This window comes from Fusobacterium sp. JB019, from assembly GCA_030673965.1.
Taxonomy (GTDB): domain Bacteria; phylum Fusobacteriota; class Fusobacteriia; order Fusobacteriales; family Fusobacteriaceae; genus Fusobacterium_B.
On record JAUTCN010000002.1, the window covers coordinates 363,392 to 380,705 of the forward strand.

Sequence of the window (17,314 nt, forward strand, 5' to 3'; positions counted from 1 at the left end):
GTACCTCCATTTTTAGGCTTCTTCAATTATTCTATTCAATATATCTTCTTTAGTTATATTTTTCTTTATTCTTATTTGATTTAGTCCTGCTCTTTTTTCAATTTCAATTAAATTTAGAGCTTGTATTTCAAGGAGAGTTTCTTCTATTGCATCTGCATTCATTAAAAACATTCTTCCTAAATTATATTTTTCATTAATTATGTTGGTAATTTCCATAGCTGTTTGACCATCTTTCCACATATCATAAATAATATATGCTCCTACTAATGGTTCTATCCAATACGAATGAACTTCTACAACTTCATCTTTTTCATTTTTATTTGTTTTCTCTAATATGCCCATTTTACCAAAGCCTGATTGTGAATCTATTAAAGTTTTAAATGCTGAGCTTATAAATTTAGGATATTTAGGATCTGCTCCTATTTTAATAAGTTCACTTTTTATTTTTTCTAAGCTTATCGTATTTTCATAATCAAATACTGTATTATAAAATAATTCATTAACTAATGTTGAAAAATAATAATGCCCATCATTTTCACTTGAATAAGGATCTCTTAATAAATGATATAACATTAACGGCTCTAAATAATCATCACTTTCTTTTAATCTTATATATGCTTCTCCTAAGTTTGTTAATTTTAAGTTTAGTCCTATTACTTCTATCGATCCTATATACTTTAACCACTGAATAAATGTTACTATTCTATTTTCTCCAGCTCCTGTTACATCTTTTAATCCTTCTTTTGTATTTACTCCACTTTTTATTTTTTCTAAAAGTAATATACAATAGTTCACTTCAAATTTAAATCCTTGCTTTGAATTCATACATCTCTCCCTTGAAAATTTTATTTTAATATATTCATTTCTAAATTTTGAAATTTTTCTATTTGGTTTTCTATTTTTAAATAAAGAGGCTCTGTTAACTCCAAATGATTTTTTTCAAAATAACTTTCAATATCATAATTTCCTTTATTTAATTGTTTTAGAAATTCAATCATTCTATAATTATTAAGCTTTTTTAAAACATATAAATTTCTCTTAAAAAAAGAAAGAAAATATTTATTAAGCACCAGCTTTTCTGTTTTCTTTTCAAAAGAATAAATAGTTCCGTTAAAATCATTATATAAAGCTCCTAGCACATTAATTTTTAAAATTTTTTTTGTTTCAGTTATATAATCAAGTTTTACAAAATAAGACAAACTATTAAAATTAATATTTTTTAAATTATAATCTTTTTTTGTTTTTTCAATAATAATTTCTTGACTAGATTTATAAGATTTTCCGTTATACATAGTTATTTTTAAATTGTTATTATTTTTAAAATCCCAATACTTTTGAGCAAATTTTATTGAAGCAATCTCAAAAATATTAATTTCATCAGTTTCTACAGAACTCTCAAGTAATGATTCATATAGCAATATTTTATATATAGTCTTCATTACTGTCTTTTTCGAAAAAAACTTCTTATGTTTTTCCCATAGTTCATAATCAGTTAAACAATTTTTTTTAACTTCACCTTCTTTTAAATCCCATCCACTCATCATTCAGCTCCTAACAATATCTCTGTTAATATTTTTTTCTTTTCCTCTAAAGGAATTGATTGTCCCATATTCTTAACTGCTGATTCTAACTTCTTTTTTAAAAGCTTTCCATGCATAGTTTCTTTTAGTCTCATGTCCACACTTATATTTTTATTGTCATATTTTATATTAATTGTCCCTCTTGTGATTTCTTTATGACTTTCTCCTTCTTTTTTAGATTCTAAAATAAACTTTTCTTTAAATTCTTCTACATCTTTTTTGTTTCTCCAATTTTCATAAGAAAATCCCTTTATTCTTTCTGTTATTTTTATTAATATTTCTTCATCTCTATAATCTTCTAAAGTTAAAATATATTTTTCTATTTCATTTAAATTTTCTTTAGTCTTTAACATTTTTATTAACTCTTTAAAACTTTTATTTATACCAAGAGAACATATAATAAAATTAGTAAGTTCATTTCTAAAATTTACTTTGCACTTTTCTAAATTTTCTAAATCTGTTTTCATTTTTTTAATTAATTCTAATAAATTATATTCTTTATATACTTTAGGAATCGCTCTTAATGTAAATTCACGTCCATTATTAACACTAAAAATTCCTGAAAATAATTTATTCATCATTTTGTTTTCTCTTAAAAAGATTCCATTCATATATCTTGGCAAAGATATTATATAATTTTTCATTCCTGCTAAAACTCTATTAGCAATTGTATTTTTATTTTTAGGAATATATAATTCAAATATTTCACTTAATTTTTTGACATATTCTATTTCTTCTTTTCCCATAGAATAATAACTTATTTCATAACGTTTTGGATTTTTTTCTATATCATCTAATATTTTTAAATCTAGTTCAATTTCTCCTTGAGTTGCCTTTAAATTTAATCCTATAAACTCACTATTTTCAATAAATAATAATCCTAAAATAAATGTAAATATTCCTTTTCTTATACCATATTCTCCCAAGTTTGATGTATACTTTCTATATATATCCCCTAAATTTATTTTATTTAGCTTTATGTCTTCTAAAACCTCTTTATAAACTGAATAATATATACTTCCATTTAATTTTATTTGACCTAACTTATATATATTTTGATTTTTAAGTAAGATTCTAGCCACACTTCCCTCTGCTGTAGTCTTATTAAAATAACTTTCATCAGTTAATATTTCTTTATTCTTTAATTTTGTTAAAATATCATATCTTGCTTTTTTCATAGGAAAACTCAGATTATTTTTATTAATTAGTTCATAATTAACTCCTATATATTTAGTGTATTTATTCTTTAAATATTTAGTTGTAAAATCCATTAAATTTAACTGATTGTACTTTAAGTCTTTATCTATAATTCCATTTAAAAAATAATCATTAAGTTCATCAGTTAGTTTCTCTAATACTTCTTGTTTGAAAATTTCTAACTCACTTTTTAAAACTCCTTCTGTAGAATATTTTTCATCTTTAGCAAATAATATTTTTATTGTTTCTAATTCTTTTAAAAGATCCAATATTTCTAAATTTTTTCCATATTCATTGCTTATTAAAACTATCTCTTTTTTTAATAACCTATTTTTTATCTCTTGATAGTTAACATTTCCTTCTATATTTGTTAAATATATTATCTTTCCATCTTCTGTTTCATTTTTCATTATCTCATCTATTTTACTTAAATAGCTTACATCTAAATAATATCTTCCCATATACCTAGTTATATTATTCTTATCGTTATATTCCAACGGATAATAAGCTTCTCTATTTAAATTTTCTTCCAAAGTTTCCATATAGTCAAAATTACCTAATTTATTTTCTATATAATCTTTTATCTCTTTATCTACATTTACATCTATATCCTCTACTAATTTATAGTGATTATAATGTTTTCTATAACCTAATAAATTTTTTGACTTTAATTTATTTACAATCTTATCTATATTTTCTATGTTTAAAATTGCCTTCATTACTTCAGGAGTAGGTTCTAATTCAGAAAATTTATTATATATATATATCATGGCTAAAGATTTTATAAATTTTCTTTCTAATTTTTCTTCTGGCTTTAAACTATTTAATAAATTTTTCGAATTTATATATACTTTATATTCACTGCTTTCATTTGATAAAAATTTAAAATTATCTTTAAAATATTCATATAGACTATCTAACCCTATAAACTTATCCGTTGTATTTAAGATAGTATTTTTTAATCCTTTTTCTTCATTTCCACAAATATAAGCAAATAATGATCTTTCATTTTGAGCTAATTTTTGAGATAAATCCGGAAGCATATTTGCTCCTATGTAATCTAGTGGATAATATCTTTTTACGCATTCTTTTGCCTCTCCAGAAAGCATTCCTGTTTCTTTTAATAAAATTTCTTTTCTTGAAAATTCTTCAAAATTATTTTTTCTATATTCTTCATAATTTTTTTTCAAAAGAATATCTTCTAAAATATCCATTACGTTTATTTTTTCATAAGAAAGATGTTCTTTTAAAAACCTTCCACTTACTTTTTCCCATTCATCTAAATTTTCTTTACTTTTTAATTTGTTAGTATATTGAAAAACATCTTTATGAGTTATCATAAATAAGTTAGAACTATTGTCTTCATTACAATATTCTGCCATATCTTGAATTTCTTTTACATCAATATTGTTTATTCCTGTCTCTAAATATCTTCCAAATTCATCAAAAATATAAATAACACCATCATATCCTACTTCAATAGCTTGCTTTTCTACATCACAAACTAATTCCTTCATGCTAGAAGTCTTTTCTAAAGATATAAATTTTTCTCCTGCAAAAATTTCTGAATATATTTCAGAAAAAATATTTATAGCTTTTTCATTCTTTTCTTTTAAAAATCTAAAAAATTGATCTTCTAATTCTTTTTCTTTTAATTTACTAATAAATAAATTATAAGTTTCATTATGATTTAGTTTCCATTTACTTATTTTTCCTTCTATGATTTCATAATTAGTAGATAAATTTAATTTAATATTTCTATTTTTAACAGCTCTATATACACCTAATAAAATTGATTGCCAATAATTATCCCCATTATCATCCCCAAAAATTATTAAATATTTTTTATTTCTATATTTTTTTAAAATATTCTCTATATTATATTTTTTATTGCTTTTCATTAAAAAAGAATTAAAATTATTTATATTAAATCTTTCATCTAAAATATTTAACAAAATAGATATTAAGTATGACTTTCCTGTTCCATAAGCTCCTGATAATAATACAGAACCTTCTTTCTTTTTATCAATCATCATTAAAAATTTATCTAATAATTTTAAAGTTTTATAAGATGGATAATAATTATTAATTTTATTCTTATCTTGATAATCAGCTTCTATATTTATGGAATATTTATTTGTTTCTAATACATTAATTATATTTTTCATTTATTACTCACTTTCTAATATTCTAGTTATTATTTCTTTTTCTGATATTTCTTTTTTTAAAATTATGTTTGCTAATCCTCCACCACGATCAACTGATATATATTCTTTATTTTCTAGCTTTACTAAAAGTTTTTCATATTCATAATGTCTCATTCTTATAATCCCATTAAATTTTTCATAAGCATCTTTAACTGCTATTTGTCTATTTTTATTTTTTAGAAAATTTCTATTTAATAAAAAATATACTATATACTCTGATATTTCTTTAGCCATTATATTTCTAAATCTATATTCCCCAGATATATTTTTTTCTAAATAATTTAATCTAATAAAAGGTGAATACATATTATTTTCTGGATCTAATTTTTCTTCTTTTTCTTGGTAATACATTTTTATAAAAACATTAATGCTGTCTTTTATACTTTTTTCTGAAAACTTTAATTCATGCTCTTTTAGAAAAATTTCTACTTGATTTTTTATCTTAGCATAATCAAAATTATTAAGTTTTTTAGATTGTAATATCAGTTTCCATAATAGAAGTACCTCATCTTCATTATCTCTCTCCATAATATAACTATGTAATAACCATAGAGTATTATTATTTTGAAAGTAGGGATCTTTTTCTAAAATAAGATCTATCCATCTTTTTGTTATATATGTTTTCTTTTCTTTTTTTATTAAGTCCAGTGATGTTAACCAAAATTTTAGTGATAACACCATTACACTTCCGATTCCAAGCTCATCTATTGCTTTTATATTACTCTTACTAAAAGCATTATCTTTATTATTATTTTTTATATACTTTATTCCTTTTTGTATCCAGCCTTCTCTCACATAAAAAGAGCTATGACCTACTAATAAATAATTCATCTTATTCTCCTATTTTTTTATTTTTAAAGCTGACGAAATTAAACATCCTGTTTGAAATCTTGATACACAATTAAGACAATGTACGCACTTATTTTCATCAATTTTATAACTATTATCCCCAACTGATATTGCCCCAAATTTACATGTTGAATTACAAGCTTGACAATATACACAAGAATTATATTTATTTAATTGTCTTTTTATTTTTCCATATAAATATCTATCTTTTGTATCTACTAAAGTTATTTTAATTTCAGGATTTTGTTCCCTATAAAAAATTTTAAATAATACTTTTCCTTCTCTTGAAAGAATATATATTTCTTGTTTATTTCCTTTGTTTGTAAAAATAAGTTTTCCAAATGGTTTTAATAATTCAAAAAGCTCTTCTTGAACATTTCTATTTAAAACAAATCTATAACTATTTTTTTCATTAATACATTCTTTACTCTCTAATACAATATTAGAACTTTTTTCTAATCCTGCTCCTCCCTGCCTTGCCTTCCATTTTCCTTCATTAACATAATTTTTTATCTCTTCAGATAGTTCATTTTTTGATAATTTTTTACCAATACCTTCGTTATAATCCAATATTATTTTTTTAGCAAACTTATATAAAAAATTTTCCCAATCATTATAATCCACTTTTAAACTCGGATTAATTTCTTTTAAAACATATAATTTGCCTAATAATTGAGACCAATCAGAATTATTTGGACAAACCCAACAGCCTACTCTTGAAAAGCCATATCTATAAGAATCATTAAATTTTATCTTTTCTGTTAGCAAATATAGCCAAATATCAATATCTAACCAATCTATTACTGGCGATGCTACCATTTCACCATGAATTTTAGGAGTTAGATTAATTTTTTCATATTTACTTCTTGCAATCGACTCTTTTCTTCTAACTCCATAAAAAGTTAAAAATTTTTCGTCAAAATTTGACAAAGTTGTTCCCATCGGTCCTGTTTTAAATATTGAACAACACCAAGATTTAACTCTACTCGGAGGTCCTATTTCTTCACACATTTCAAAAAAATTATTCTCTTCATTTTTTTCTTCAAAAAATGGAGTCATAGGATTGTCAATTTTAAACTTTTCAACATATTCATAGGTTTTGGGTAATTCTAGAGTTGTATCCCCAAATATATGCAATATGCTTTGATCATTTAATGCTTTTCTTACTAAATGAGATACAGCAGTAGAATCTTTCCCACCACTAAAAGAAACCATTTTGATCCTATCTTTATGCTTTTGTGATACTTCATTTATAAATGGATAAGCACCTATAAAATGTCCTTCATTATCTCTCTCTTCTGATTCTAATAAATAATACAAATGTTGATAATTTAATTTTATAAATTTATTAATTATTATTTTTTCTTTTTCAATCATTTTATTAGTTTTTTCAAAAGAAAATATTTTAATTCTAAGCTCTTCGATACTTTTAATTTCCTTCATTGCTTTTATATAACTTTTTTTTAACCAGCCTCCATCTATAATATATTTACCTAATTTAGTACACCATACTGAGCTTTCATAAATACTTTCCTCTAAAGAAAATAATTCTTTTATTAAATGTTTTTCTTCTAAAAATACAGGCCTAAGATCAGTTGTTAAATATTCTAAATTATCTGTTTTTATTTTAATATTATCTGTTCTTTCGTCTATAATTATTGGAACTTTTTCTTTACTGTTCCAATATACTTTAAATTCTCTCATTTTATCCCTCTATACTTTCTAATATACTATTATTATTCCTCTTTCTTGCAATACTTCTTCAACATCATAATAATCTTCAACATCTATTTCTTCTTCAAAATCAATAGAATCAATCCATTTACTTTTTACTTTACCTGCTCTTAATCCTTCAGCTAACAAGGTATCAAATGTCCAAATTTTTTCTACATTTTCAATTGGTGTATTTTGAATTTTTTCTTCTTCTGTATTTTCTGAAATTTCCATATTAATCTCATCAGTATTTTCAATTTTTGGTAATTTTTCATAATTTTCTTCAGATTTTTTTGATAAATTTTCATTCTTATAAAAAATTTCATTTTCAAATTCATCCCATTTATATAATCTAATTATTTCATTATTCAAATAAACCAAATAAAAATACATTCCCTCTTTTATTCCTACATTTGAAAAAACTTCTGATATTCCTTTTATTATAGCTCCCTCTTCTCTATCTGATATGTTTAACTTATATTCTAAATCTTTATATCTTAATAATATTTGTGAAAATAATTTATATACAAAATATTCTCCTAAATTTAACCCTCCATTTATTATTATATTTTCTTTATTTACGCAATGTAAACTTACTAATTTTCCATTCTTTTTAAACTTTCCTTTATTACAAGTTCCTACTTTATTTTCCATACTAGCTTCTATTCTATTTTTAGAAATATAGTATCTTTTACTTAACTCAAAATTATCTGCCCATTCTTTTAAAGCTAACTTCCCACGGCTATATGAAAAAACTTCTTTTGGCATAGAAGCTAATGCTTTTAGTGTAGTGTTATTCGCTCTTGTTTTTTCACTTATATTCTCTACTATTTCTTGTATAGTAGCTGGTGCTCTTTTTTCTCTTAAATAAGCAACAGTTAAATCAGCTGTATAAATATGTCTTTGACCTCCCCATTTCGTTAATCTATAAATACCTGTAAAAACTCTTGTAAAAATTTTATCTTCTAATTTTATTATTATATTTCTAAAACTATTATTTTCATTATAATACTCATTATATAAATCTGCAGCTTCTGCTAGTTTTAATTCCCTTTGTTCTACTTCAAAAACCATTTGTAATTTATCTATCATATTTATATTTTTATTTGAGTACATAACTAAATTTTTACATTTGCATATTTTTTTACTATTTTTTATAATATTACTAATAAAATCTTCTGATTTTATTCCTATTTTTTCAAATTCTTGTTTAAATTTATCAAAAGTTATTACTTTTTCTTCTATTCCTTTTAAATTTTCATATATATCTTTTTCTTTTATTAAGCTATAATAATTTTCGAAATAAATATTAACTACTTCTTCTTTAAAAAGTTCATATATTCTAATAATCTCTATTATTTTTAATTTATCAAAAGCTTTATATTTTCTTATTTCTTTTTCTAATTCATTTTTTGTTAAAACTTTATTTTCATTAAAAATATTATCTAAAATATCAAGATAACTATTTATACTTTTTTTCTTATGTAATTCTAATTTCCCTTTTACTTTAATTTCTATTTGGCGAACTCTTTCTCTTGTTACCCCAACATGCTTTGCTGCTTCTTCTAAAGTCATCCTTTTAAGCAATCTAAGTTTAAATACTTTCTTTTGAGGATCAGTAAAAGTTTTCATTATATCTATAATTTCTAAAACTAAACTATTTTTAAATTCAGAATATTTTAAACTTTTTCTATTAACATAACGATAAAAATCTACACATTTAAACTTTAAAGAATTATTTAAAATTTCTTTTATTACTATTTTAGATATTTTTTCCTTATATAACCATAATTTTTCTTCTATTTCTTCTACACTTAAAGGTTCATTTCTTAATAATACCAACAAAATTTTCTCTACCTGATTAATGTTAAATGCTACAGGAGCTTCTTCTTCTATTATTTTCATTGCTTCTATTATTTTTGCCAATTCATCTTCTAAAGTTGTTTCTTCTATTTTTTTATAAATTTTATTATCTATCACTTTATATTTTTTTCTTATACTTTGAAGATATTCTTCTAAAGTACATAATATTTCTATAAAATTTTTATCTGCTCTAAAAAATTTATTGTTTTCTCTTAAATATCTATCTAATTCTTTTCTATTTATAGACTTTGATTTTAATTTATCTACTAAAAGATTTTCTATTACTTTATAAGGCAATTTTTTTATATCTCTATCTATTATTAAAGCTCCTAAAAGAGGTTTGAAAAAAATATTTTTATTACTAGCAATGTAAAATAACTTATTATTTTTGACTAATTTTTTTGATAAAATATAAGGCATACACTTTAATATTTCTTCTACTTCTTTTCCAGCCTTTGATCTATTTTCCGCTATATGATTAAATCTTAATGAAACTCCTGTTTTCAATATAAAGTCTATTACATATTTTTCTATATCTTCTACTTCATAATTTATTTTATTTGTTCCTAAATTTTCATAAGCAGTAAATATTTTTGTTTCTTCTTCTTTTTCTATTTTTTGTTTTATTTCTTGCCTTGTTTCTTTTTCTATTTTTTTATTTTCATGTCTATTTTTATCCCTATTATATATTTCTTTGTAAATATTAAATATTTTTTCTTTCTTTTCTTGATCCGATTTATATTTATCAAATAAATTTTTTATTTCTAAATCTGATAATCTTATAAAATAATGACGATTTATTCTACTTATAATGTTATCCTTATCTTTTATACTTTTATAAAAATTCATAAAATGAGTTTTACAAACAAAAGAATTTTTTTGAATCTCAAAAATTTCTTTTTTTTCTAATAACCATTCTTTAACTTTTTCTTTAGTATATTCAATACAAAAACTAGCATGAATTCTTTGTTGAACTTCATCAACAGTTATTAACTTATTATTTCCTATTACATCATTTTTTATTATCGTTTCTAAATACTCCCTACATTCCTGTTTCATTTATTTCCCCTTAACTTATTATATTTTTAACTTTTTATAAAATTTCTTCTAATACTTCGATTAATTTTTTAAAATCTTTTTCTCTCGTAAAGTATGAAATTGAAAATCTAATAGTTCCATTTTCATCAGTTTTCATATGTTTGTGAGCCAAGGGGCTACAATGCATTCCTGTTCTTGTATATAAATTATATCCTTCTAAAATATTTCCAAATTCTTGTGGAGTATAATCATTTGTTGTTATAGATATTACTCCTACACTTTTTTTTGATCTTTGAAAATGAACTTCATCTTCATATTCTTCAAAAATATTAACTAATTTTTCAAGATTTTCTTCTTCTTTTTTTCTTATATTTTCTAAACCTACTTCTAATAGCCAATCAGTAGATAATTTTAAACCTATTATTCCCATTAAATTAGGGCTTCCTGCCTCATATCTTTCTGGCATATCATCTGGCATGTTAACTTCTTCTGATTTAATTCCTGTTCCACCATATAATAAAGGATTTAATATAATATTCTTATTGTTATATAAATATCCACCTATTCCGCTAGGCCCATAAAGAGTTTTATGCCCTGCAAAAACTACAAAATCACATAGACTTGATATTTGTGAAAAATCTAGTAATCCTGATGTCTGAGCTCCATCTAATACTGTTATTGAATTATATTTTTTTCCTTCCTTAAATATTGACTCTATATCTAAAATATTTCCAAACACATTTGAAGCATGTGTAGATATTATTAAATCTGGTTTTTGTGACATAAATTGTAATTCCATATCATTTATATCCAATTCAAATTTATTAAATTTTAAAATCTTTAATTGAAAGTTATATTTTTCTTGTAAATCTTTTATAGTTCTATATATTGCATTATGATCAAATGGTGAAATATAAACTGTCTTAATCTTTGAATAATCTAATCCTCTTAAAATTTCATTAATTGAAAAAGTAGCAGAAGAATTAATTATTATATCTCCATTAGAAGAAAAAATATTTTTTAAATTTTCAACTAAATCTTTTTTTATATTATTTGCTTCATTACTTTTAGTTGATTTATTTCTACTAAAATTTACTCCTAAATCTTTATAAATTTCCATTGTTTTATTATACACAGCTTCTGCTTTTGGAAAAGTTGTGGATGCATTATCAAAATAGTACATAAATTTACTCCTTAAATTTTTGACAAAAAAAATCTCCCTTTAATTTCATTAAAGAGAGTTCTGCTTAACTTATTATTTTTGAATGACGACTAACAAAAAATATAAAAATAGTAGATATAACTGACAAAAAGCTCCAATTTTTCTCTAATTCTGGAACTTGATTCTTTGAATAACTATTCTCATTTCTCCTGTAGTCCTTTTTCATATTAACACCTTTGTAATTTTTATTTTCTATTTTCTTTTAATTAAAAGAAAATCTATATATTCTTCAAGCTTATTTAATTCTTCAACATCTAACTTTTTTAATTTCTCTGTTAAATGTTCTGCTCTATTTTTAAGTATTTCCAAAGGAATACTTTTATACTCGTTTAATTCTTTTTTTATAGTTTCTGGAGTTTTCTCATAATCTCTTAAATAGTAAAATTTCATCTTTTGTTCTTCAGTTGCTCCTAGAGCATTTAAAATTTTTTCTATTTTTTCAACTGTTCCAAAATTAATTCCTTTTTCTAAGTCAGCTATTTGAGTATGTGAAACTCCTGATTTGATGCTTAGACTTCTCAATGAGAATTTTTTATTATTTCTTAATTCTCTCAAATAAAAACCTGATTCCATAATGATGTCCTCCTTAGCTACTTATTGCTATTATAAACCATTAGGAAACAAATTGTAAGTAATTTTGTTAATATAATACAATTTCTGGAAATGATTTTATTTACAAAAATAAAAAAAAGAGGTTTATCTTTAGTAAGTAAATGATATCACTTACTAAAAACATCTCCTCTTAATTATTAAAAATTGAAGCTTTATAATATATACCTCTATCTAGTTTTTTAAAGTAAATAATATTATTTACCTCTATAATAGTAAAGAATCTTATTTTTCCAAAGTAAACTTACCTACTACCTCAATATGCGAGGTTTGTGGGAAAAGGTCAACAGGTTGTATTCTTTCTAATTTATAACCTTCCTCTATCAATATTTTACTATCTCTAGCAAATGTAGATGGATTACAAGAAATATATACAAGTTCTTCTATCTTATGGTTAGATAACCCTCTTAAAGTTGGCTCTTCTACCCCTTTTCTAGGAGGATCGAATATTATTGAATCTATTTTCTTTCCTTCCTCTATTACTTCTTTTATCTTCTTATTAACATCTCCACATATAAATTCTACATTTTCAATGTTATTTTCTTTAGCTGTTTTTATTCCATCTAATACAGCATTTTCAACTATCTCTATAGAATAAATTTGTTTTGCCTTTCTAGAAAGAATCATTCCAATAGTTCCTGTTCCAGAAAAAGCATCAACAATATATTTGTTTTCAATATTATCAAAATAGCTTATTCCTATTTCATATAGTTTTTTAGTTTGTTCTAAATTTATTTGGAAAAAAGAATCTGGAGAAATATTAAAATCTATTCCTTCAATAGTTTCCTTTATAAATTTTTGTCCAAATAAATGTTTTATACTTTTACCTAAAGCAAAGTTCGTTCTTTTATTATTTAAAGAAACATAGATAGATTTTATTTCCCCCATCTCATCATATACTTCCTTTAAAGTATTAAATACTTCAACTGGTATTTTCTTAGAATTAATTATTAAAACTAGCATAGCTTCATTTTTAGAATTTGTTCTAGTCATAATATGTCTAAGTATTCCCTTATGAGTTTTTTCATCATATACAGATACATTCTTGTTTTTATTTAAGATTTCTTTAACTCTGTTTATAATCTTATTGCTCAAATGTGAACTTAACATATTCTCTTTAATTTGGAAAATCTCATGAGATTTTCTTTTAAACATTCCTGTTATTATTTCACCATTTTCACCATAAGCAAATGGTTCAATCACTTTATTTCTATAGTTAGTTTCTTTAGAAGATCCTATAATAGGTAAAACAGGAACATCAGAAACTCCCCCTATTTTTCTCATAACATCTTCCACTAATATAGTTTTATATTTTAATTGAGCTTCATAATTAAGCATTGCAAAATTACATCCATGAAAATCCTCTTCTGTGAATTTAGGAAAATCTATTCTTTCTTCACCTGGCTTTATTATTTTTTTAATTATACCTCTACCATAGGATTTTTTCTTTGAGATTATTTTTATTTCTAATTCATCCCCTGGAACTGACATAGGAACAAAAATAGGAAAGCCATCAACATATCCTAGTCCTTCTCCCCCGTTAATAATCTTCTCAATATTAATCTTCGTCACTTACTTTCTCCTCACCTTCTAATTTAAAATATACTATTTCTTCTGAGTGTTGCATATCTTCTCTAGCCATCATTTCAAGCTCTATCTTTTTTAAATCAGATTTACTATTATATTTCGCTATACTTTTTCTAAGCTCTTTTCTGCAAATTTCAACTTGTTTTTTTTCAAATCTTATTTGTTGTTCTAATTTTTCTATTCTTGATAAATAATATTTATTTACCCCAAACACACTAAGCGTAACAATAATTCCAATAATAAAAGATTTCATCTTACCACCTTGTTATTAAATTTTTTCGATAACTCTTAGTTTAGCAGAATGTGCTCTATTGTTATATTCTAACTCTTCCCCTGTTGCACAAATTGGCTTCCTTGTTATCAGTTTAACTTGAGGTTTCTTTCCACACACACAAATTGGTATTTCTGGAGGACAAGTACAACCTTTAGCAAGTTCTCTAAATTTGTTTTTAACTATTCTATCTTCTAAAGAATGGAAAGTTATTATTGCTAATCTTCCACCTTTTTTTAAACATTTAACAGCTTTTTCTATCGCTACTTCTAAAACTTCTAATTCTCTATTAACTTCTATTCTTATTGCTTGGAAAGTTTTTTTAGCAGGATGCTTTTTACTTCTTCCAGGATAAGCTCTTCTTATTATAGAAACTAATTCTCCTGTTGTTTCAATTGGCTTTTCTTCTCTAGCTTGACAAATATATCTTGCTATTTTTCTAGCAAATCTGTCTTCTCCAAATTCATAGATAATTTTAGAAAGTCTTTCTTCCTCATAATTATTAACTACTTCATAAGCTGAAAGAGGACTTGATTTATCCATTCTCATATCTAATTTAGTATCAAATCTATATGAAAATCCTCTGTCTTCATCATCTAATTGTGTTGAAGAAACTCCTATATCCATTAATATTCCATCAATCTCAGTTTCACCAGCCATATAGACAACTGTTTCTAAGTTTTCAAAGTTATCTTTAAAAACTTGCCATCTATCTTTATATGGTTCTAGTCTCTTAGAAGCAAACTTAATAGCTTGTTCATCTTGATCCATTGAAATTAATTTTCCATTTTGTGAAAGATGTTTTAATATTCCTTCTGAATGTCCTCCTCCACCAAGAGTACAGTCAAGATAAACTCCATCCTCATCTGTTATTAATTTTTCTATAGTTTCATAAAATAAAACTGGAATATGATAATCACTAAAAGTGTTATCTAAATTTTCACTCATTTTTTCCCTCCATTGAAAAAAATAGAGAAGCAAGCTTCTCTATTTAATTAAAACATTATGTAAAGTATTATTCTTCTTAAAACATTTAAAGCAATATATGCAAGAGCTGGAGATAAATCAATTCTCATAGACCCCATTGGAATTAACGTTCTAAATGGTGCTAAAACAGGCTCAGTTATTGCATAAACTACTTCAGTAAATTCATTTCTTTTGTAAGGTACTAACCAAGAAAGAACTACTCTAATTAAAATAATTAAATTAAGTATAGTTATTGCATAGTTAACAATATTCCATATCAGTATTTTCATATTCTCACCTCTCTATTTAATTTTCTTCTAAAAAGTGATGCTTTGTAATTTTTATATACTCTAATCCTGACCATATTGTTAAGATAACTGGTATTAGCATTAAAGCGTTATTAAAATTTAAAATAGTGTCATACTCTTTACCAAAAACAATTAATATCATTATAACTATCATTTGGGAAGTTGTCTTATATTTCCCTAATTTTATAGCTGCTATAACTTCACCCTTTGCTGCTACAACCATTCTTATTCCACTTATTAAAAACTCTCTGAAAATAACAATAATTGACATCCAAGAAGGTATATAATCTATTGCAACCATTACAACTAAAGCTGATATAACTAATATTTTATCCGCCAGAGGATCCATAATCTTTCCAAAATCCGTTATTAAATTATGTTTTCTCGCAAGATATCCATCGAAAAAATCTGTAATAGAAGCTACTGCAAATATAGCTAAAGCAATAATTCTAAAAGGCATACTTTCTGGTGAATTCTCTAAAAAATAAATAAAAGGTACTGCTAGTAATAATCTTGTGATTGTTAACTTATTAGGTAAATTCATATTGTCCCTCCCATATATATTTAATTATCTTCTAATATAGGACCTATAAAATCATACTGGAATTTTTGTTCAATTTTAACCTTTACAATATCACCTTGTTTTGCAGTTCCATCAGTAGTTAAAACTTTCCCATCAATATCTAGTGCTTGACTTCTCATTCTTCCTTCTAACATATATTCACTTTCAGAAGAAATTCCATCAATAATAACTTCAACTTCTTTTCCTATATATTTTTCATTTATATTTTCTGCTATTTCACCTTGAACATTTAAAAGATCTGCCCATCTTCTGTCCTTTATCTTTTCATCCACTTGATCTGGAAGAGAGTATGCAACTGTATCTTCCTCTCTTGAGTATTTAAAAACTCCAACATAATCAAATCTGAATTCTTTTATAAATTCTTTTAATTCTTCATAGTTTTCTTCAGTTTCTCCAGGGAATCCAACTATTACAGTTGTTCTTATAGTAGCATCAGGAATTGCAGTTCTGATTCTTCCTAAAATATCCCTTACATATTGACCAGATTTTGCTCTAGCCATACTTTGTAACATATTATCTGAAATATGTTGAATAGGTACATCAAAATATTTACAAATCTTTGGTTCTTCTTTCATAACTTGAATTAATTCATCAGTTATTGAATTTGGATACATATAGTAAAGTCTAATCCACTCTATTCCTTCTACTTTAACTAATTCTTTTAAAAGTTTCGCTAAAGCAAGTTCTCCGTAAATATCCTTTCCATATTCTGTTGTTTCTTGAGCTAGAATATTTAATTCTTTAACTCCTTGAGCAGCTAACATCTTAGCTTCCTCTACTACATCCTCTATATATCTACTTCTTAAATCTCCTCTTAAAGATGGAATTATACAATAAGTACAATGTTTGTCGCATCCTTCAGAAATCTTGATATATGCTGAATGAGGATTATTTATAAGAACTCTTTTAGTACCAGAAGTTGGTAGGAAGTCTAAACTTCCTACAACTACTTCTTTATTTCCATTCATTACATTTGTGATAATTTCACAAATCTTATCTATATCTCCAGTTCCAACAACTGCATCTATTCCTGGAATTTCTCCTATAAGTTCTTCTTTATATCTTTCAGATAAACAACCTGCTACTATTAACTTTTTTAAGTTATAGTCTTTCTTATAAGTTGCCATCTCAAGAATAGTTTCTATAGACTCCATTTTAGCATCATTTATAAATGCACAAGTGTTAACAATAACAACATCCGCTTCTTTCAAATCTTCTACTAATTGGACTTTTCCTTCACTTATAAGCATACCTAGCATGTTTTCACTATCCACCGTATTTTTACTACAACCTAAACTTATTAATCCTAATTTCATTTATC

14 protein-coding genes are annotated in these 17,314 nt (G+C 24.2%); all 14 read right to left on the minus strand.

The window, feature by feature from the left end; translation table 11 throughout:
* Positions 1-12 precede the first annotated feature (12 nt).
* Complete coding sequence (locus tag Q7K47_01975; protein ID MDP0505973.1) at positions 13-825, minus strand: DUF4007 family protein; 813 nt, start codon at positions 823-825, stop codon at positions 13-15.
* A gap of 20 nt (positions 826-845) precedes the next feature.
* A complete protein-coding gene (locus Q7K47_01980) occupies positions 846-1,541 on the minus strand; it encodes a hypothetical protein (protein ID MDP0505974.1) in 696 nt (231 codons plus the stop codon).
* Positions 1,541-4,945: a hypothetical protein gene (locus tag Q7K47_01985; GenBank protein MDP0505975.1), complete on the minus strand. Its 3,405-nt coding sequence runs from the start codon at positions 4,943-4,945 to the stop codon at positions 1,541-1,543. Before Q7K47_01985 ends, Q7K47_01980 begins: the two co-directional genes overlap by 1 nt.
* A gap of 3 nt (positions 4,946-4,948) precedes the next feature.
* Entirely contained in the window at positions 4,949-5,815 is an 867-nt protein-coding gene (locus Q7K47_01990) for a DUF4007 family protein (protein MDP0505976.1), read from the minus strand.
* A gap of 9 nt (positions 5,816-5,824) precedes the next feature.
* Positions 5,825-7,537, minus strand: coding sequence for a phosphoadenosine phosphosulfate reductase family protein (locus Q7K47_01995; GenBank protein ID MDP0505977.1), 1,713 nt, complete (start codon positions 7,535-7,537; stop codon positions 5,825-5,827).
* 18 nt (positions 7,538-7,555) lie between these two features.
* Positions 7,556-10,468, minus strand: coding sequence for a sigma factor-like helix-turn-helix DNA-binding protein (locus Q7K47_02000; protein ID MDP0505978.1), 2,913 nt, complete (start codon positions 10,466-10,468; stop codon positions 7,556-7,558).
* Between the two features lie 34 nt (positions 10,469-10,502).
* Positions 10,503-11,630: an aminotransferase class V-fold PLP-dependent enzyme gene (locus Q7K47_02005; GenBank protein MDP0505979.1), complete on the minus strand. Its 1,128-nt coding sequence runs from the start codon at positions 11,628-11,630 to the stop codon at positions 10,503-10,505.
* Between the two features lie 231 nt (positions 11,631-11,861).
* Complete coding sequence (locus Q7K47_02010) at positions 11,862-12,242, minus strand: helix-turn-helix transcriptional regulator (protein ID MDP0505980.1); 381 nt, start codon at positions 12,240-12,242, stop codon at positions 11,862-11,864.
* Positions 12,243-12,503: 261 nt separating this feature from the next.
* On the minus strand, positions 12,504-13,850 hold the full coding sequence (rlmD, locus tag Q7K47_02015; protein ID MDP0505981.1) for a 23S rRNA (uracil(1939)-C(5))-methyltransferase RlmD: 1,347 nt from the start codon (positions 13,848-13,850) through the stop codon (positions 12,504-12,506).
* Complete coding sequence (locus Q7K47_02020; protein ID MDP0505982.1) at positions 13,837-14,118, minus strand: hypothetical protein; 282 nt, start codon at positions 14,116-14,118, stop codon at positions 13,837-13,839. Before Q7K47_02020 ends, rlmD begins: the two co-directional genes overlap by 14 nt.
* A gap of 15 nt (positions 14,119-14,133) precedes the next feature.
* Positions 14,134-15,084 (minus strand): 16S rRNA (cytosine(1402)-N(4))-methyltransferase RsmH, encoded by a 951-nt coding sequence (rsmH, locus tag Q7K47_02025; protein ID MDP0505983.1) that lies wholly within the window; start codon positions 15,082-15,084, stop codon positions 14,134-14,136.
* Positions 15,085-15,131: 47 nt separating this feature from the next.
* Complete coding sequence (locus Q7K47_02030) at positions 15,132-15,392, minus strand: YggT family protein (GenBank protein ID MDP0505984.1); 261 nt, start codon at positions 15,390-15,392, stop codon at positions 15,132-15,134.
* A gap of 16 nt (positions 15,393-15,408) precedes the next feature.
* Positions 15,409-15,954: a CDP-diacylglycerol--glycerol-3-phosphate 3-phosphatidyltransferase gene (pgsA, locus tag Q7K47_02035; protein ID MDP0505985.1), complete on the minus strand. Its 546-nt coding sequence runs from the start codon at positions 15,952-15,954 to the stop codon at positions 15,409-15,411.
* Between the two features lie 20 nt (positions 15,955-15,974).
* Complete coding sequence (gene rimO / locus Q7K47_02040; GenBank protein ID MDP0505986.1) at positions 15,975-17,309, minus strand: 30S ribosomal protein S12 methylthiotransferase RimO; 1,335 nt, start codon at positions 17,307-17,309, stop codon at positions 15,975-15,977.
* Positions 17,310-17,314 lie beyond the last annotated feature (5 nt).